This is a genomic window from Streptomyces ossamyceticus (assembly GCF_001418475.1).
GTDB classification, from domain to species: Bacteria; Actinomycetota; Actinomycetes; order Streptomycetales; family Streptomycetaceae; genus Streptomyces; species Streptomyces ossamyceticus.
Map to the genome: position 1 here is coordinate 1 of NZ_LIQX01000273.1, position 14,660 is coordinate 14,660.

A 14,660-nucleotide genomic window follows, 5' to 3' on the forward strand; every position below is an offset into this window, starting at 1 on the left:
GCCGACGTCTTCCGTGCCGGCGCCGGCTTGCAGAGCGAGGTGGTGGCCGGCACGGAAGACGTCGGCGGCATGGACCTGTTCATCGGTGGGCGTAGGCAACAAAGACTCCGCGAAGGACCGAAGGCGACACGCATGGCCGGTGCCAGTGTCCGGGGGCGTCGCATGGGCAGGTGCGTTAACAGGGTGTACGGCGGTGTCGGCTGAGGACGTGGCCCGCGCAGACGAGGACGTCGTCGAGCGTGTGGTTGGTGAGCAGATCCTCGAGCTGGTTCTCCAGCGCACGCAGGCGATCACGCTCCCGCGCTGCTACAGCTGCGGTCACACGGCGGCTGAGGAACTGTGCCGTCCGCTGGCCCCGCGCGGCTGCCGCCCGGCGGATGGCCGCTATGTCGCTCCGGCTGAATGCGACGTTGAGCCGTACCTGGCCGTTGCGGTCGGCGTAGTGGGTGCTCAGGACGTCGATGGGCAACCGCGGGTCCAGGCGGCGCCGCAGGGTGTGCAGAGCGTTGCCGGGGCTGTGGGCGCGCTGCAGGGCCATCAGCCGGGTGCGGTCGGCGTTCACGGCCAGCGGCACATGGCGGCTGGCGCGCTTGAGCTCGCCGGGGGACAGGGGCCGGGTCAGAAGGATCTCGACGGCGTGGTGCCGCTTCATGGCCGCACCGTCTTCCGGCCGCGGCTCGACGGCCCGCGGCGACCGCCGGTGGGAAGCCGGGCATGGATGTGCTCGTGGTGGATCAGGGGGTCGAAGGGCTCCCAGTCGGCCACCGCCAGGTCGGGGACCGTAGGGCTGGCCGCGTGCTGCGGGCAGCGCTGGGATCGCCAGCGCAACTGCTCGGAGTAGGGGAGCGGGCTGAGGTCGTAGACGGCCATCACTTCGGCCGGTAGCGCGAGTTGACCGGCTGGTGCTGCCGTGGCCGGGACCAGGGTCCAGGTGCCCGCAGGGGCATCTGCCGTGAGCAGCGGGCGCGGGCAGCGGTCCCGGCGCCGGGTACGGGCAACACACCGGATCGCCTCGATGGGGCAGGCGGCCAGGTACCGGACATACAGCAGCTGCACGACTGGCCGGGCCGGCCGGCACGCCGCCGGCTGCGACACAGTCCGGGCCGGCTGACTGGCCGGCGGGGTGAAGGCGCCGGTGTCGATCATCCGGCGGGTGTGCACGGCCAAGGCCCTGCGCAGCCCCGACAGACCAGCGGCCGCCGCGGGGGTATCTCGTGCGGGACACAGCAGGGCATGCGGGATGCGGCACCAGCTGCTGCTGTCCCCGGCAGGATGAGCGATGCCGGAGCTGACATGCCATCGGCAGCCGGCCGGGACCCGGGCCGCCGGCAGCTCGTGCGGATGGAGACGGACCATCCGCTGGTCGGTGCGCTGGTACCACTCGATCCGGTTGCCGCACTCGCGGCAGCGGCCGCCCTGCCCGCAGCGGAGCAGACGGCTACCACCCGTAGGGGCCACCCGCAGCGAACGGTGCACGGGAACGGCAACTGGGCTGCCGTCCCAGTGCCTGAGAGAAGACGAAGGCCTGGATCGCATGCGAGTGAACCTGCCAGCCAACACGCCGCACACACGGCAGCGTTGCTGCCGTATCGCCCGACCGGCTCAAGATGGGGCGACTGACGTACGATAGGCCGCGCGCGCTTTCGATATGACGTCGCCGCTTCAGGTGATCCCCGGCAGCCGCACGGGCAGGCCGTCAGTCGTTACTGGAGCCAGGCAGATCGTGGCCGTGGCACAACGTGCCGAACAGCTCCTCGAACGGCGTTCCCAGGGCATGCGCGAGGGCGTGCCAGGTCTTGAGCGTGCCGATGGTGCGTCCTTGCTCGATCTCGATGACCGTACGTCTGGCCAGGCCACTGCGGGCGGCGAGCTCGTCGTACGTCCACCCGCGCACCGCCCTCAGGCGCGCGAGCTCCAGCCGCAGCGCATTGAGGTCCGGATCGGGCGGCAAGATCGTCACCCGACCATCCGACGGTGCAGACCCCTGCCCTGTCAGTGCAGACCTCTGCCCTATTTCCCCAGGCGGTGACCTTGGTGCCAGGGCAGACCTCTGCACTACGCTGGCTGCCGCTCAATTCCGGGCAAAGACCAGCAAGAACATCAAGAGGGGGACCCAGGCCCATGAGGCTGCGCGCACCCTGCACGCCAACGCCGCGCGCCTGGACCGTGGAACTGCGGTCACACACCAGCGGACTGCTCCTGGCCTGTCGGCAATGCCGCCACGACAACAACAGCACTGTCGCAGCGACTTCCGCCCGATCGGCCGCCCTTACCCACCTCGCCCGCCACGCCCACCAAGACACCCTCCCGCCCCACCTGCGGACCTGTCAGTGCCACGAACGAGGCTGCCGCTGGCACCGCCCCCACCGTGGCTGTGCCGGCACCATCCGACTCCTCCTTGCCTGCGAGCGCGGCGGCCGGGTATGGCGCCTCGCCGACACCTGCACCGCCTGCGCCGCAGCAACAGCCCACGCGGCCGTCGTCCCCGACACAGCCCTGCTCACCCCTCGGCCAGCGCTGGCCGGCCCCCGCCGCCGACGGCAGCCCAGCGAGCCGGACGCGCGCATCAGGGTCCGGGAAATGCTCAGCTATCTAGCGGCCGCACTCCCAGACGGAACCTCGCCCGCCACCCGGCTCATCGCCCTGCAGTGCGCCTTGCGCATAAGTACCAGCTTGCGGGTCAGCCTCCCTCGTGGCCTGCTACGCAGCCTCCGTCTGGGCGCCGACCCGAGGCCGTGGCAGGAACTGGAACAAGCACGATGGCTGCGCAGGACCCCCGAGCGCGCCGACGACGAGGTGGCCGCCGTACTGCTGGACGCCGTGGTGCTCGGCCAAGCGCCCGCCCGCCGCGACCGTCGCCACGCGGCGGACTGGGCGCTGCGCGCCAGCAGCCCGAGCCGGGTCGGGGCGCTCGGTCCGCTCCCGCAGCTGATGAGTGTCTATCTCACGGCACACAGCCGCCCCGAAACCGGCCAGGGGCTCATAGAGGCCGACCGGACAGCGTACGAGTGCGGTATCCAACCCGCGGAACTGCCCCCCGTACTTGAGCAACTGGCAGCAGCAGGGCTGCTGAACGCATGGCGCATTACCGCTGATACGGAAGACCTCCGCTGGATTCTGCAGCTGCTGTAGAGGCGGGCTAAAGGACAGGGCCGAAGGGCGTGCGCAGAATGTTCGTAGCAGGAACCGTGCTGATACCCCGGACCGAACCACTGCACCACATGGTGCGTCATTCTGTGGGGGCAGGCGTCAAGAGGTCCCCACAGTTGCGGTGACCGCCCGTGTCAGAGGGTGCGTGCTGCCCAGCGCCCGGCGACAGTCCTCCTGGAGCACGGCAAGCACGGCCGTAGCCTCCTGCGGGCTCTGTGCGCGGCGTGCGACCAGGAGCCGGTCGTACCGGGTAGCCAGAGTCCGGGGGTGTGTGGGGCCGTGGAAGCTCTCTTGATCGCGCAGTACCTCTGACAGGACTTCCAGAGCGACGTCTGGCTCACCAGTCTGTGCCAGGAGTCTGCCGAGCTGATGCCGAGTGCTCAGCGTGCGCGAATGCAGGCCGAGAATACGCTCTTGGTCCCCATGGAGAGCCCGCAATTGCCGGATGGCCTCGAGGGGGTCGCCGGTCCGGGCAACAAGAAGTGCCAGCTCGAATCGAGTGCTGAGCGTATGCGGATGCGCCGCACCCAGAAGACGCTCCTGGTCTTCGAGTACTGCGGTGATGCAAACAAGGGCATCGGAGGCCCGGCCGGTGTGCCCCAGGGTTCGGCCCATCTCCTGACGTGCAAGCAGTACGTCGACGTGCTCTGAGCCCAGGGCTGCCGTCATGTCGGGAAGGAGCTCCTGAAACAGACGTAGTGCCTGCCGGGCGTCTCCGAGTTCACGCAGAAACCTGGCTTTGCTGCTGCGAGTCACCAATGTCGCCGTATGACGGCGGCCGAGAACACGCTGCCGATCAAGGGCGAGGCGGTCAAGAAGAGTTACGGCTTCCGAAAGCCGGCCTGCCTCGGCGAGGTACCGGGCTATGTCGTGACGCGCGGCGAGCGTGTCGGGATGATCCGGGCCGAGCTGCTCATCACGCTGGCGGTGCAGCGGACGCAGGAGGCGCACGGCCGGAAGCGGCTGCCCCGCATTGCCCAGGGCAATGGCATGCGCATAGTCGGCGTCGGGCACGCCGTGGCGGCGCGCGGTGTCGAAAGCCTCAAGCGCGACGGACGGCCGCATCAGGTCCACAGCGGCCCAACCGACATCAAAGGCGTCCTGCGGCGCGACAGCATCAAGGAGCACGCCCCAACTGCTTTCAGGTATGGCTGGCAACCCCGGAAGGTCGATCAAGTAGTCGAACGCCAGATAGCCCCCGTGATAGGGCAGCAGGAGACTGCTGGCCCCCTGCACCGGTGTCGTGGCCCAGTCCAGGGCGTCCTCAAGAGGCTCCGGACGCAGGATGTCGCCGCCACGAGTCGCCAGATAGATTTCGTGCATCGCCACCAGCAGCGAGGTGTTGAGGGGCCGGTGTAAGCCCATGCGACGGCAATCGACGGCGGCGGCGACCAAAGCGGCGCCCCGGGGATGCTCGTTCGCCTGCCAGGCGTGCTTCCAGTCGTTGTACAGTTCTGGCCCCGCGGCCAGCACCTCCGCGACCCCGAATCGGTCGGAGGCCTGAGCTGCCGCCTTCAGACGCGGATCCCGGTCCGCCGCATGTGCCCGCCCAACTTCTTGCGGTGACCACAGACGATCTAGCTCCACCGGCTCACCAGCGTGCAGCAGCACTTCTCGGCCAGCCCGCCAGGTCGCTGCATCGGTAAGGTCACGCTGCCGCGCGCTGTATCGGGCATACTCCTTGGTGCGCATCGACGCGAGAAGCACCACCTCCCGCTCCGGACCGGCAAGCATCGCTTTGACCATCTCCACAGTGATGCCGCCAGCCCTCAGGAACTGATCGAATTCGTCGAGCCACACCACCCAGCGCCGGGCCGCGCTGACAGCGGAAGACAACGCCTGCAGATCCTCGGACGGCTGCGCCTGCACCAGGACGAAGTCCGGCACAGCCACCCGCATGGCCTCATAAGCCAACCGTGACTTGCCAGCCGTGGAATCACCCACGATCAGGACGAAGCCGCCCCGCCTGATCCGCCGGACGACGTCGTCGAAGCGGTCACGCTCTACGAAAGCGGGTACACGGTCGGCCCCCCGATCGCCGGCACGGCGCAACGCCGCTGGATGAACCCCAAGACCGATCGGATCCACCGCATCGCGCACCCGCTGAGCTCGAGCGGCCAACTCCCTCGCAGAGGCCGAGGCGGCGTGCCGTTGCTGTCGGTGCGTTAGGAGAGCGGTCCTCGTCTCATCGGCGAAGACACCGGATACAGCAGCGGCAACGGCAGCCACGGCAGCCGTCCAACTAGGCGGCAGCCAGGCTGAGGCCACCAGTGCTGCACTCACCCCACCCCCCGACACGCCGAGAAGGATCACCCACAGGCGAAGCGACCGCCACACCCTTCCCCCTAACTATGGAGGGAACGGCTCACCGTTCCCTGTGCGCGACAGATGCCGAACACGGACGGTCTCACCCTTGGGAGCGCACAGCAACCGCAGCAGGATTCGAGAGGCCGATTTACTGATGAGGTTGTCACAGGGTGTTGCTGGCGAGACTCATACGAGTCCATTAATACTCAGCCCAAAATGCGCATCTGGCCATGCCGGAGCGGCAGGCCAGGTCCCGGAAGCTCTCCAGGCCGGCACGGCTGTCGTCGCGCATGCTTGAGCGCTCGTATGCCGGTTTCTACCCCCCTGCGGCCGCGTTGAGGATGCTGTGCAGGTCGTTGCGGGCCGCTTCGTGTTCGTCCGGGGGGAGTGTTGCGAGAACCACTTGTTGTACGAGGCGGTGGACGCGCAGGGATCTCCCCGAGCTGTCGGCCTCGGCCAGACAGAGCCGGGTCAGTTCAGTGATGAGGGTCTCGAGTTGGGCCGGTTCGTCGAGGGAGGTGTCGTAGGGGCGGAGCGCGGCGAGGGCGGCGTCACTCCGCAGAGTGGTTAGAGGCAGTGACAGGGGAGCGAAGCAGCAGCACAGCTGCAGTAGTCGGTGGGCGGCCGGGGATCTTTCGCGCAGGGCGGCTTCCGCGAACCGTGCGGGCGCCTCGGCTGGATTCGACCTGACGCTGCCGAGGCTCCCGTTTCCTCCGCTTGCCCGCAGTTGTGCCAGGTACTTCTCGCCCGCGTCCTCCACGCCGGTCTCGGCGAGCCAGGCTCCCGCCTGGTCCAGCGCGAGCGGCGGCACGTCACCGAGGGCAGTCGCAAGGTCGTCTGCCGCGACCGGCCCTAGCGAAGGCACCCTGCCGAGCAGCAGCTCCGCGTTCTCCATCGGCCTCATCCGTTCCAGGACCAGGGGGTCCCCACGCCCTTCCCATCGGGTGTCCCGCACGGTGAGCAGAGTGCGGCCCCTGTCCGAGGGCAGCAGCCCAGCGAGTGTGTTCGGTGCGCCGGCATCGTCGTAGACCAGGAGCCATCGACCGTACGGTGTGCCTGCTGCCAGCGTGGCGAGTGCCCGTCCGGCCGCTGCCTCGATGCCGTCCGCGCAGGGGAGTCCCAGACGGCTGGCGAGGCGGGCCAGCGCGGTGGCGGCGAGGTGCCGGTTGACGGCCGGGACCCACCACACCAGGTCGTAGTCCGCGCGGAACCGGTGGACGTACTCGACCGCCAGTTGTCGACGGCCCATGCCCAGACCGGCCGCCCGTACTGTCACCTGGCGACTGACGGCCAGGGCGTCATGGACCTGGTCGAGTTGGAGGTCCCGGCCTACGAAGCGGGGGTTGCGGGGCGGGGCCTGCCAGACGTCTGGGGTGCTGTTCGGGAAGCTCGGGCCCGGACCTGTCGGATGCTGCGGGGTACGGCTGCCGACCGCTGCCAGGACCGCCGCCCGAGCCGACTGTGCGTCCAGGGAGGCCAGCTCGACGGGCGTGTGTTGGGCGTACGGATCCGGCAATACGGCCCGGTCGTCGATCCGCAGCAGCAGCGGTGCCTGCCCGGTGTCGGTGGACGGCCAGTCCGCCCGTGACCGAGGGGACCTCAGATACGCCGATGACACCAGCATGACCGTACGTGCTGTGCCGCTCTGGCGGTCCGTACCGAAGGGCGACGAGGCCACCTGGAAGCCGGCGCGGGTCAGCACCCAACGCACCCAGTCGGCCCACATCCGGTCGTGCGGCACCGCGGACAGCACCAATGGTGTTACTTCCGGTGCCAGGGGCCGGGTGAACGAGCCGAGGTGGTACTGCCGCAGGCCCTCGTCGAGCGCGGGCAGCGTGGTGACATGGCCTCCGGTGATCGCCGAGGTGAGCCGCTCGTATGCGGCCAGCAGACTGTCCGGATTGCCCGGCGCGTCCTTGAAGGTGGCCAGCGCTTCCTCGTGTTCGTACCCCGTGCGGTGCGGGATATGGTTCTCCGTCCAGTACCGGCGCAGTGAGTCGGGGGACAGCCCGTGCGGGACGTCGGCGAACCGTGACCTGGCGAGGTCCCGGCCGGCGGTGAAGGTGTCCGTCCGCTGTTCGTTGACCCGCATCAGGAGGGGGAGGATGCGGATGCCGCGGTTGGGGGCGGTGCGTGCCACGTGGAGAGCCGTGCGTGCCGCGCCGTCGATGTTCTCGTCGTTGAGGGTGAAGCAGCTGACCAGGATGTCGGGCAGTTCCCGTATGCAGATGTCGACCGCGCTGCCCATGCCTGAACGGCTGTCGATCAGCACGTAGTCGTACTCGCGCCGCCAGCGCTCCCGCAGGGCGCCGAGGAACCGTGCGTCGAGATCTTCCCAGCGGAACGCAGCGAGAGTGGCGTGGTAGGCACGGTCTTGTCGCCCGGCGGACAGGCAGTTGAGCCGCCCCGCCCCTGGGAAGGTCCACTCCACCGACATGGCGTGCTCGATGCCGGCGTGCCGCTGGTAGAACTCCTCGTCGGGTTTTCCCCGGCGGCGCAGATCCTCGGTGAAGTCGGTGAAGTGGTCGATCAGGCCCGAGGATCCCAGGGCGTCGGGAGGGAGGAACGGTCTGTAGTACCGCGGAAGTCCACCGGGCGTCTCCAGGTCCCAGTCCGAGACGAGTACCCGGTGTCCGCTGGAGGCGAGGATCCAGGCAACGTTGGCCAGGGCCATGGTGCGGCCGACGCCGCCCTTGTACGAGTAGAAGGTGATGATTCGCCCGTCACGTTGCCCGGTCACCGTGGGCCTCCGCGTTGGGGTCCGGGCCGCGCAGGCGGGGGAACGGGTACGAGGAGTTCTGGATGCTGCCGGTGAACTCCTCGACGGCATGGCGTACTACCCGAGGCAGGACCTCGTGCAGCGCTTCCAACGTGGCGACTCCGCCGACTGCTGTCCGTGAGGAGGAACGGCTGAGCCGGAGGAGGCGTGGCATGACCGCCTCCAATTCGGCCAGGGTCGGCCCCTTGTCGGCATGGCTGCCGGGGTCTTGCCGGTTCCATGGCACGACTACGGTCAACCAGGGTGGTGCCACTTCGTCCAACTGTGAAAGCAACGCGCGGTGCGTCGGATTGCGCAGCACCCAGGGGTCGACGAGCAGGATCCCCGGTGCCCTCGCCCCGGGGCGGACCGTGTTGTCGGCGTCCAGGTCGAAATCGCGAAAGCGGACGTCGTAATCCATGGCACGGATGACGTCAGCGGCATGGTTGCCCAGCGGCATGGTCGACGCCGGATGGTATGGGTTCCAGTCGCGGGACCGGTCCCCGTAGTAGACCGGCGTCCGGCCCGGCGGCAGGTCGGACCTGGTGCAGGCGATGATCGACACGTCGAACTTCGGTGCCGGCGGCCAGAAATTGGAGGGGAACGCGCTGGGCAACGACTCGTAGTCACTGTAGGCATGTCCCTCTTCCAGCGCGACCTCGTCGGCCACCCGTACGATCTGCTTGGCCAGGAGATAAACCGCCCGCTCGTAGTCCTCCCGGAAGTAGCGCAGTTTGGTCAGTCCGTAGAACCCCTCCTCCGCGTAGTGCTCACCGAAGGCTGCATGGTTGAACTGCAGGTCCCGTGCCACTTGAGGCATCTGGGTCGGCTCCACGGGCACCCACAAGGCTGGGACGATCGCACCCGTGGCTGAAGTACCCCCGCGTACGCGCTGGTTGATCTGACGTTGCGAGAAGGCCCACCATTCCCTGCCGCACTGCTCGCTGACGAAGTAGCGCGGCGAGTACAGAGGCACGAACACCCTGCAGCCCGCCACATTCGCCGACAACTGCTCGGCCGACCGGGTGCCGATCGCCACGCCCTGGTCCAGGAACCCGGCCTTGGCCCCCCTGGGGAGGTCGGTGAGCTGCATGATGTGTTCGCACAGACCGTCGTACAGCTTCTTCACCCAGCTGTTCGGGTCGGCGCCGCCAGAGTCGGCCTGCGGCGAGCGGGCGTAGCTCAAGAAGAAGAGCGGCTTCTGGTCCGACCCCTTGTCCTGCATACGCTCCGCCTGCTCCCCTCACAACGACTTTAGGAAAACACCGAGTTCGAGCATGTCGATACGGTAGTAGTCCCGCGGGTGCACCACGACGGTCAATGATCCGCACGCCCCTCGTGCCCTTGCGTGGGCCACGAACGACAACAGGATCATCTTCAGCAGGCTGGAGTGGTCCATGTTGTTGATGCGGGCCAGGTCCGAGCCAGTGATGGGCATGGCGACTTCGTCGCGGTGGGCGTGGCGGCGGATGGTCTCCCAGAGCCGCGCGAGGCTCTCCCACAGCTGCTCGGTTCCACTGCTGACGATGAGGTCGTTGTTCATGCGCGCGTACGCCGTGCAGAAGAAGTTCCTGCCAGAGTCCTTGACCACTGCGACCGTGCCGAGGGGGTACCGAGCCAGTTTCCCCAGCCGCTTCGCGGCCCGTGTATCAGTTTGTACAGGTGCCACGTCCGCGAGGGCCTCGTCGAGGCGGGCGTCGAGGCCGGCCACATCACCGTCGTAAACCCGGTGCAGGAACTGGCCCTGGACGCTGCGGCGCGAGACGAGCGACTCATCGGCGGTGTCGGTGTCGAAGGTGTCGCTGAAGCCGATGACGAGATGGCACTCATAGTCGAACAGGTCGCCCACCTCGACCGTGACCGTAACCTGGGGGTGGGTGAAGTCGCGGCTGATCCTGTTGCGGGGGAGTGAGATCAGTGTCGCGATCAGTACAGCCAGGCCAGCGATTCCGAGAAGGGTGGACCAGCGGGGCAGGTCGGCGTCCGGCCACAGAGTGAAGACGAGCTGGGCGGCACCTGCCAGCAGCCCGAACTGCACAGCGCAGTTGCGCCCGAGGAGGGTGATGCCGTGCCGCGTGCCGATAAGCATGCGCAGGCGCCGAACGGGACCAGCCACCGCAGCTAGGCCCTCTCTTCCGGCTGCGAGCCAGACTCGGGGCGCGTCAGATCCGCGAACATGCCGTCGAACAGGACCCGGGTCTTGCGCAGGTCCCGCGTCTGCTCCGCGTGGGCCCGTGTGACCGCCTGCTCCAGGGCACTGATGCGATCCACCTGCTGGCGCAGCAGGGACAGCATCTGGTTCTGGATCTCCTCGTCGGACGGTCGAGTGTCGGGCGCACCGCCGCCGTGCGTCTCCTCCGCCTCCGGGGTGATCTTCGCGATGGCGTCCCGCAGCTCGGGCCAGTACTTCTCGAAGAGGTCGTCGATCAGTTTCTCCCCCTGCGGCACCTCGCACAGACCATTGATGGTCTTGATCAGATGCAGTACCTCTTTCGGCGCGTCCGCAGGCGTGGCCTGGAACTGGGTCAAGGGCGTACCTACCAGGTCCGCAACGGTCGTGCCGAGCAGCAGGAACGGAGCGAGTCTCGGGCCGCCCAGTTCTCGGGACAACGCGCCGGCCTCGTAGTTGATCCATGGCGTGCGGCGGTTCTGCGGGGTGACGCAGACAATGCCGAACTGCGAACCCGACAGGCGCGCGGCGATCGCGTCGAATCCCCTATCGCCCTTGGCGATGTCCTCCGACGACACGAACGGCTCGATAAGGGGATTGAACGCAGGTAGCGTGCCACGCAGCAGAAGCGCGCACTGCCGGGACGGCTCGCCCGACCAGCTCACGAAAACCTTGAGTCTTGACACCGTGCTCCCCCCACAGCCGCCACCGTGCCTGTTCCCGCTCACGATCGTAACTACTGTCCGGCTCCACGAGCGGGCGAACGGGCAGGTCGGCTATCGGACCATGCGCGGGATCTCGATCGCCGGACAGAGATCCATGACCCTGGCCAGCCCGGCTGCGCGGGCCGCAGGAGGCGAGGGCGCTTCGACGGGCAGGGTTGGTGGCGCCTGTGCCGGCGGTGTACGCGTGGTGGGCGGGACCAGGGCGGCGAGCGCAGTGATGGCAGTGACCGCAGCACCGAAGGTGCGGGTGGGGGCGCACAAGGCTTCCCTCTCGAGGAGCACGGACTTTGTGGTGTTCACAGCGGGGCTTGCGCCCGACCGCTCCGTCCTTGCCTGTCGGTCCACACAGTGTCCCCGACACCGGCTTGGCCCGAACGTCGGGCCCGTCGGCGGGCGAGACGGTTTCCTGCGGACGGGCCGGTGCGAGGCGTTGATGTCAACTGCTTCCCCCTCCTTCACTCGTTCGAGTCTCTCGACCGGCGAGGCCTGGCCGGCCGGGAGATGTGACGTGTGCCACAAAATGACCGTGGGGGGTTTATGTACTTCATATGACTATTTGGAAAGATGCAGCTCACACGCCGTTACTAAGCGGTAGTTTATCACTCAAGGTCTCCGCGTGGTGTCGCTGAGTGAAATTCGCGTGCTCGTGCATGAGTGGTCGGGCGTTCGGGGCGCTTGAGTATTCGTCACATCAACGTGGCGTCAAGGGAGTTCGGCACTTATGAGCCGTCATCCTCCTGCCCCTCGCCGAAGAGGAGTCATGAACGAGAATGTGCACGCTGGCAGCAGCGGCGACCCTACGGGGGTCGACACGCATCTGCCGCTGAACTTCCAGGCGCTGTACCTGGCTGATCAAGAAGCCTTTCACGACTACGCGTACACCAAGCTCGGCAGCGACCAGGCAGCCGAGGACGCCGTACACACCGCGATGCTGCTCGTGCTGCGCCACTGGGAGCAACTGCTGGTGGAGAGCAACATGCAGCAGCAGGTGTGGGCGATCCTGCGGGAGGTCGTCGAGAACTTCCGCCGGGACCACGAGGACCGCGAGACCATAACGAAGAGCCTGGCCGACTACCGCCAGGGCCTGGCCCGCCTCAACGGTGAGCAGGGAGTCTTCGAGGCCCTGGCATCACTGCCGCCGCAGCAGTTCGACGCGGTCGTCCTGCGCTACATCCTGGGCTACAAACCCCAGCGCATCAGCTGGTACATGGGCCTCCACGAGCGCACCGTCGACTACCACTGTCGACAGGGCAAGCAGCGCATCGAGCGGGCCGTGCCCACGCTCCTGAAGAAGAGCAGTGAAGCCGGGAAGAAGGACCGGCACGAGAAGAACACAAGGGGCTGAATCAGTGCGCAGGACAAAGGAGAACTCCGTCCGACCCACCGACACCCTCGAGGCGATCCTGGCATCAGCGGGAAGAGCCATGCAGGCCCGCCGCCGCCCCTTCGACGCGGCAGACGGACTGCGCCGTCTCGCCCGCGACACCGGATACACCCCGCCCCCGCAACCGCCTGTCGTCTCCCGCGCCCGCCACCAACTGTCCGTCGTGGCGTGCTGGTACCTCAACGAACACGACGCCCCCTCCCACATCGAGGAACTCGCCCAGTACCTAGGCGACGACGGCAACGGCAACCATCACCCGCCCCTCGAAGACCTCGACATCGACGGCGCCCAGCTCTTCGGGTGCATGCTCCACCTGGCCGGCCACCCCCACAGCGCGCAGTTCTGGTGGGAACTCGCCGCCGGCGCCGACCACACCGGCGCCGTCTACTGCCTCTACCTGCACCACCTCGGCCAGGGAGCCACCACCGAAGCCACCCACTGGCTCGACCAACTCCGCCAGTACCGCAGCTTCATCGACGACATCTTCCTGCTCGGCATCGGCCACTTCACGAAATGGGTGTACGACAACCATCCTCCTGCCGCGCACCCCGACCTAGTCGAAGAAGTCGTCCGCCTGGCCATGCACGACGACACGGACCAGCCACTGGTCTGCCGCCCCGAACGGCAGATCGCCGAACGGCTCCACCACCTGGCCCGCCAGACCTGATCACCCGCCAAAAGCGAAGAGCCCGTCCACGGTCCACGGTTCCCAGGCCACCGACCGCCAACGAGCTCCCCACACACGAGACACCCTCAAGAAAGAGCATCCCTATGCCGAAGCGTACGCTCCGCAACAGCGGTAAGGCCCCGTCTCAAAAGACCGACCACAATAAGCAACACATCTGTCACGACCCAGACCATTCTCGCCCCGCACGACGAGACCGCCACCAGAAGAGGCAAGGCTTCGCCAACACCCGCTCCAAGAAGAATTCACGGCGACACCCAAACCGCCGCGACCTAATGCGCCACCTGCTGCGCGGCGCCGCCTACGGCACCGGCGCCGGCCTCATCGGACTGCTCTTCTGGTGGCTGCGCCTCCAGATCCTCTAGGGCCCCGGACAAGGTCAGCCGTGAACCGACCACTGGCGGCATCGTCATCGACGCCCGCGCCCGACTCGGCTGTACCGCGCGGATCGGTCGACGGACCAGGACCGCATCCGGCACCCGACAGTCGCGTTGCCCCGCAGTAAGCGGCCCGCCTCTTCGAGGCCCAGGAGCAGGGCGCCACCGCGCAACAGCTGCGGGAGATCGCCGCCGAAGGGCTCAAGGAGGTGTACTTCCAGGACGGCGGCCGCCGCGCCGGCCAGTTGGAGGAGGTCCGCTTCACCGACATCGAGCACCTCGAGTTCGACCTGTAGATCCGCCCAGGCCGCGAGCACCGTCGACAGCATCGTGCTTGGGGCAGAGCCGGTCGGCGGCCCGGAACTCGATGTCCACGACAGTGGGCGATGTCGTCCGTGCCCCGCTGCTCGGGCAGCGGTGGTTCACCAGGCCGCCCGCGCAGCCACGCGCAGCAGTTCGGCCCTTGGTTGGTCGAGCATCGACTCGTTCGTGCGCTGCGCCCCGCGCCCTGTGCTGCTGCCCGGGCTCGTGCTCTTCCCCCGCCAGCGTGTCGCCCTGACCGTGGTCCTTCTGCGTCTGTGCGTCCGGCGGCGTGAGCCGGATGCGACCGTCGCCCATGCCGCCGAACGGGATCGGCACCGCTGCGGCCTTCACCCAGGGTCCCCCCAAGGCGGCGGGGGCGGGCTGCTGCTCGGAAGTGCCCCTGTCCCATCCCGCCCGGGTGTTCAAGGCCCATACGCCCAGCTTGACGATCACCGTCCCTCTCCTCGTCGCCCGTGGACTGTTCGCTCTGGCCGCGCGCCAAGGGCCGGTGGGTGACTTCCCCCTCCCCACCCACTACGCAAGGACTGCCAGACCGCGCTGGAACGCCTGCTGCGCCTTGCACCGGTCCTTTCGCACGCTGGTGAGCCCGGTCAGGGTGTCGGCGGTGCAGTAGAGGCCCGGGGGCAGGCGCAGAACAGAACTGCCGTGATGGCCACCGAGGCCGCCGTGGCGGTGAGCGCGCCCAGGGTGGCGACGGACAGCCGCGCCATGAGCAGACTGCGAGTAGGCATGCGCGGTGAAGGCGTAGCCAGGCCCACAGAAGCGGGTGACGCCGATTCG

12 protein-coding genes and 1 pseudogene are annotated in these 14,660 nt (G+C 67.9%); 4 read left to right on the forward strand and 9 right to left on the reverse strand.

What is annotated here, in order from left to right:
* Nucleotides 1–175 precede the first annotated feature (175 nt).
* The 3 genes from AOK15_RS21125 to AOK15_RS21135 all read right to left on the reverse strand — a co-directional run bounded on the left by AOK15_RS21125 (nucleotide 176) and on the right by AOK15_RS21135 (nucleotide 1,960).
* The gene (locus AOK15_RS21125) at nucleotides 176–652 is read right to left on the reverse strand and encodes a hypothetical protein (protein WP_055519208.1); all 477 of its coding nucleotides are present in this window, start codon (nucleotides 650–652) and stop codon (nucleotides 176–178) included.
* Nucleotides 649–1,536: a DUF6083 domain-containing protein gene (locus tag AOK15_RS21130; protein ID WP_079058610.1), complete on the reverse strand. Its 888-nt coding sequence runs from the start codon at nucleotides 1,534–1,536 to the stop codon at nucleotides 649–651. Before AOK15_RS21130 ends, AOK15_RS21125 begins: the two co-directional genes overlap by 4 nt.
* Nucleotides 1,537–1,696: 160 nt before the next feature.
* Complete coding sequence (locus AOK15_RS21135) at nucleotides 1,697–1,960, reverse strand: helix-turn-helix transcriptional regulator (protein WP_055519210.1); 264 nt, start codon at nucleotides 1,958–1,960, stop codon at nucleotides 1,697–1,699.
* Between the two features lie 620 nt (nucleotides 1,961–2,580).
* Here AOK15_RS21135 and AOK15_RS48580 point away from each other — a divergent pair.
* The gene (locus AOK15_RS48580) at nucleotides 2,581–3,132 is read left to right on the forward strand and encodes a hypothetical protein (protein WP_063799021.1); all 552 of its coding nucleotides are present in this window, start codon (nucleotides 2,581–2,583) and stop codon (nucleotides 3,130–3,132) included.
* 117 nt (nucleotides 3,133–3,249) lie between these two features.
* Here AOK15_RS48580 and AOK15_RS21145 read toward each other — a convergent pair whose 3' ends face one another.
* From AOK15_RS21145 to AOK15_RS21165, 5 genes are all read right to left on the reverse strand, one after another.
* Nucleotides 3,250–5,250 (reverse strand): tetratricopeptide repeat protein, encoded by a 2,001-nt coding sequence (locus AOK15_RS21145; protein WP_055519213.1) that lies wholly within the window; start codon nucleotides 5,248–5,250, stop codon nucleotides 3,250–3,252.
* 523 nt (nucleotides 5,251–5,773) lie between these two features.
* On the reverse strand, nucleotides 5,774–8,197 hold the full coding sequence (fxsT, locus tag AOK15_RS21150) for an FxSxx-COOH system tetratricopeptide repeat protein (protein ID WP_055519214.1): 2,424 nt from the start codon (nucleotides 8,195–8,197) through the stop codon (nucleotides 5,774–5,776).
* Entirely contained in the window at nucleotides 8,181–9,440 is a 1,260-nt protein-coding gene (locus AOK15_RS21155) for a TIR-like protein FxsC (protein ID WP_055519216.1), read from the reverse strand. The genes fxsT and AOK15_RS21155 overlap by 17 nt, the downstream gene beginning before the upstream one ends.
* Nucleotides 9,441–9,458: 18 nt before the next feature.
* On the reverse strand, nucleotides 9,459–10,304 hold the full coding sequence (locus tag AOK15_RS21160; RefSeq protein WP_055519218.1) for a macro domain-containing protein: 846 nt from the start codon (nucleotides 10,302–10,304) through the stop codon (nucleotides 9,459–9,461).
* A gap of 32 nt (nucleotides 10,305–10,336) precedes the next feature.
* Nucleotides 10,337–11,071: a TIR domain-containing protein gene (locus tag AOK15_RS21165; RefSeq protein WP_157870325.1), complete on the reverse strand. Its 735-nt coding sequence runs from the start codon at nucleotides 11,069–11,071 to the stop codon at nucleotides 10,337–10,339.
* 799 nt (nucleotides 11,072–11,870) lie between these two features.
* Here AOK15_RS21165 and AOK15_RS21170 point away from each other — a divergent pair.
* The 3 genes and pseudogenes from AOK15_RS21170 to tpg all read left to right on the forward strand — a co-directional run.
* Nucleotides 11,871–12,455, forward strand: coding sequence for an RNA polymerase sigma factor (locus AOK15_RS21170; protein ID WP_063799022.1), 585 nt, complete (start codon nucleotides 11,871–11,873; stop codon nucleotides 12,453–12,455).
* A gap of 79 nt (nucleotides 12,456–12,534) precedes the next feature.
* Nucleotides 12,535–13,161, forward strand: coding sequence for a hypothetical protein (locus AOK15_RS21175; protein WP_055519220.1), 627 nt, complete (start codon nucleotides 12,535–12,537; stop codon nucleotides 13,159–13,161).
* Between the two features lie 405 nt (nucleotides 13,162–13,566).
* Nucleotides 13,567–13,852: pseudogene (gene tpg / locus AOK15_RS42455) on the forward strand (telomere-protecting terminal protein Tpg); the annotation flags it as partial.
* A gap of 618 nt (nucleotides 13,853–14,470) precedes the next feature.
* On the opposite strand, the gene AOK15_RS45140 reads toward tpg, so the two are convergent.
* Nucleotides 14,471–14,611, reverse strand: a complete 141-nt coding sequence (locus AOK15_RS45140; protein WP_157870326.1) for a hypothetical protein — start codon at nucleotides 14,609–14,611, stop codon at nucleotides 14,471–14,473.
* Nucleotides 14,612–14,660: the final 49 nt, after the last annotated feature.

Excerpts from the sequence above, each read along its gene's own strand:
- AOK15_RS21125 (WP_055519208.1), bottom strand. The coding sequence starts at position 652 with ATGAAGCGGCACCACGCCGTCGAGATCCTTCTGACCCGGCCCCTGTCC.
- AOK15_RS21130 (WP_079058610.1), bottom strand. The coding sequence starts at position 1,536 with ATGCGATCCAGGCCTTCGTCTTCTCTCAGGCACTGGGACGGCAGCCCA.
- AOK15_RS48580 (WP_063799021.1), top strand. The coding sequence starts at position 2,581 with ATGCTCAGCTATCTAGCGGCCGCACTCCCAGACGGAACCTCGCCCGCC.
- AOK15_RS21155 (WP_055519216.1), bottom strand. The coding sequence starts at position 9,440 with ATGCAGGACAAGGGGTCGGACCAGAAGCCGCTCTTCTTCTTGAGCTAC.
- AOK15_RS21160 (WP_055519218.1), bottom strand. The coding sequence starts at position 10,304 with ATGCTTATCGGCACGCGGCACGGCATCACCCTCCTCGGGCGCAACTGC.
- AOK15_RS21170 (WP_063799022.1), top strand. The coding sequence starts at position 11,871 with ATGAACGAGAATGTGCACGCTGGCAGCAGCGGCGACCCTACGGGGGTC.
- AOK15_RS21175 (WP_055519220.1), top strand. The coding sequence starts at position 12,535 with ATGCAGGCCCGCCGCCGCCCCTTCGACGCGGCAGACGGACTGCGCCGT.
- AOK15_RS45140 (WP_157870326.1), bottom strand. The coding sequence starts at position 14,611 with ATGCCTACTCGCAGTCTGCTCATGGCGCGGCTGTCCGTCGCCACCCTG.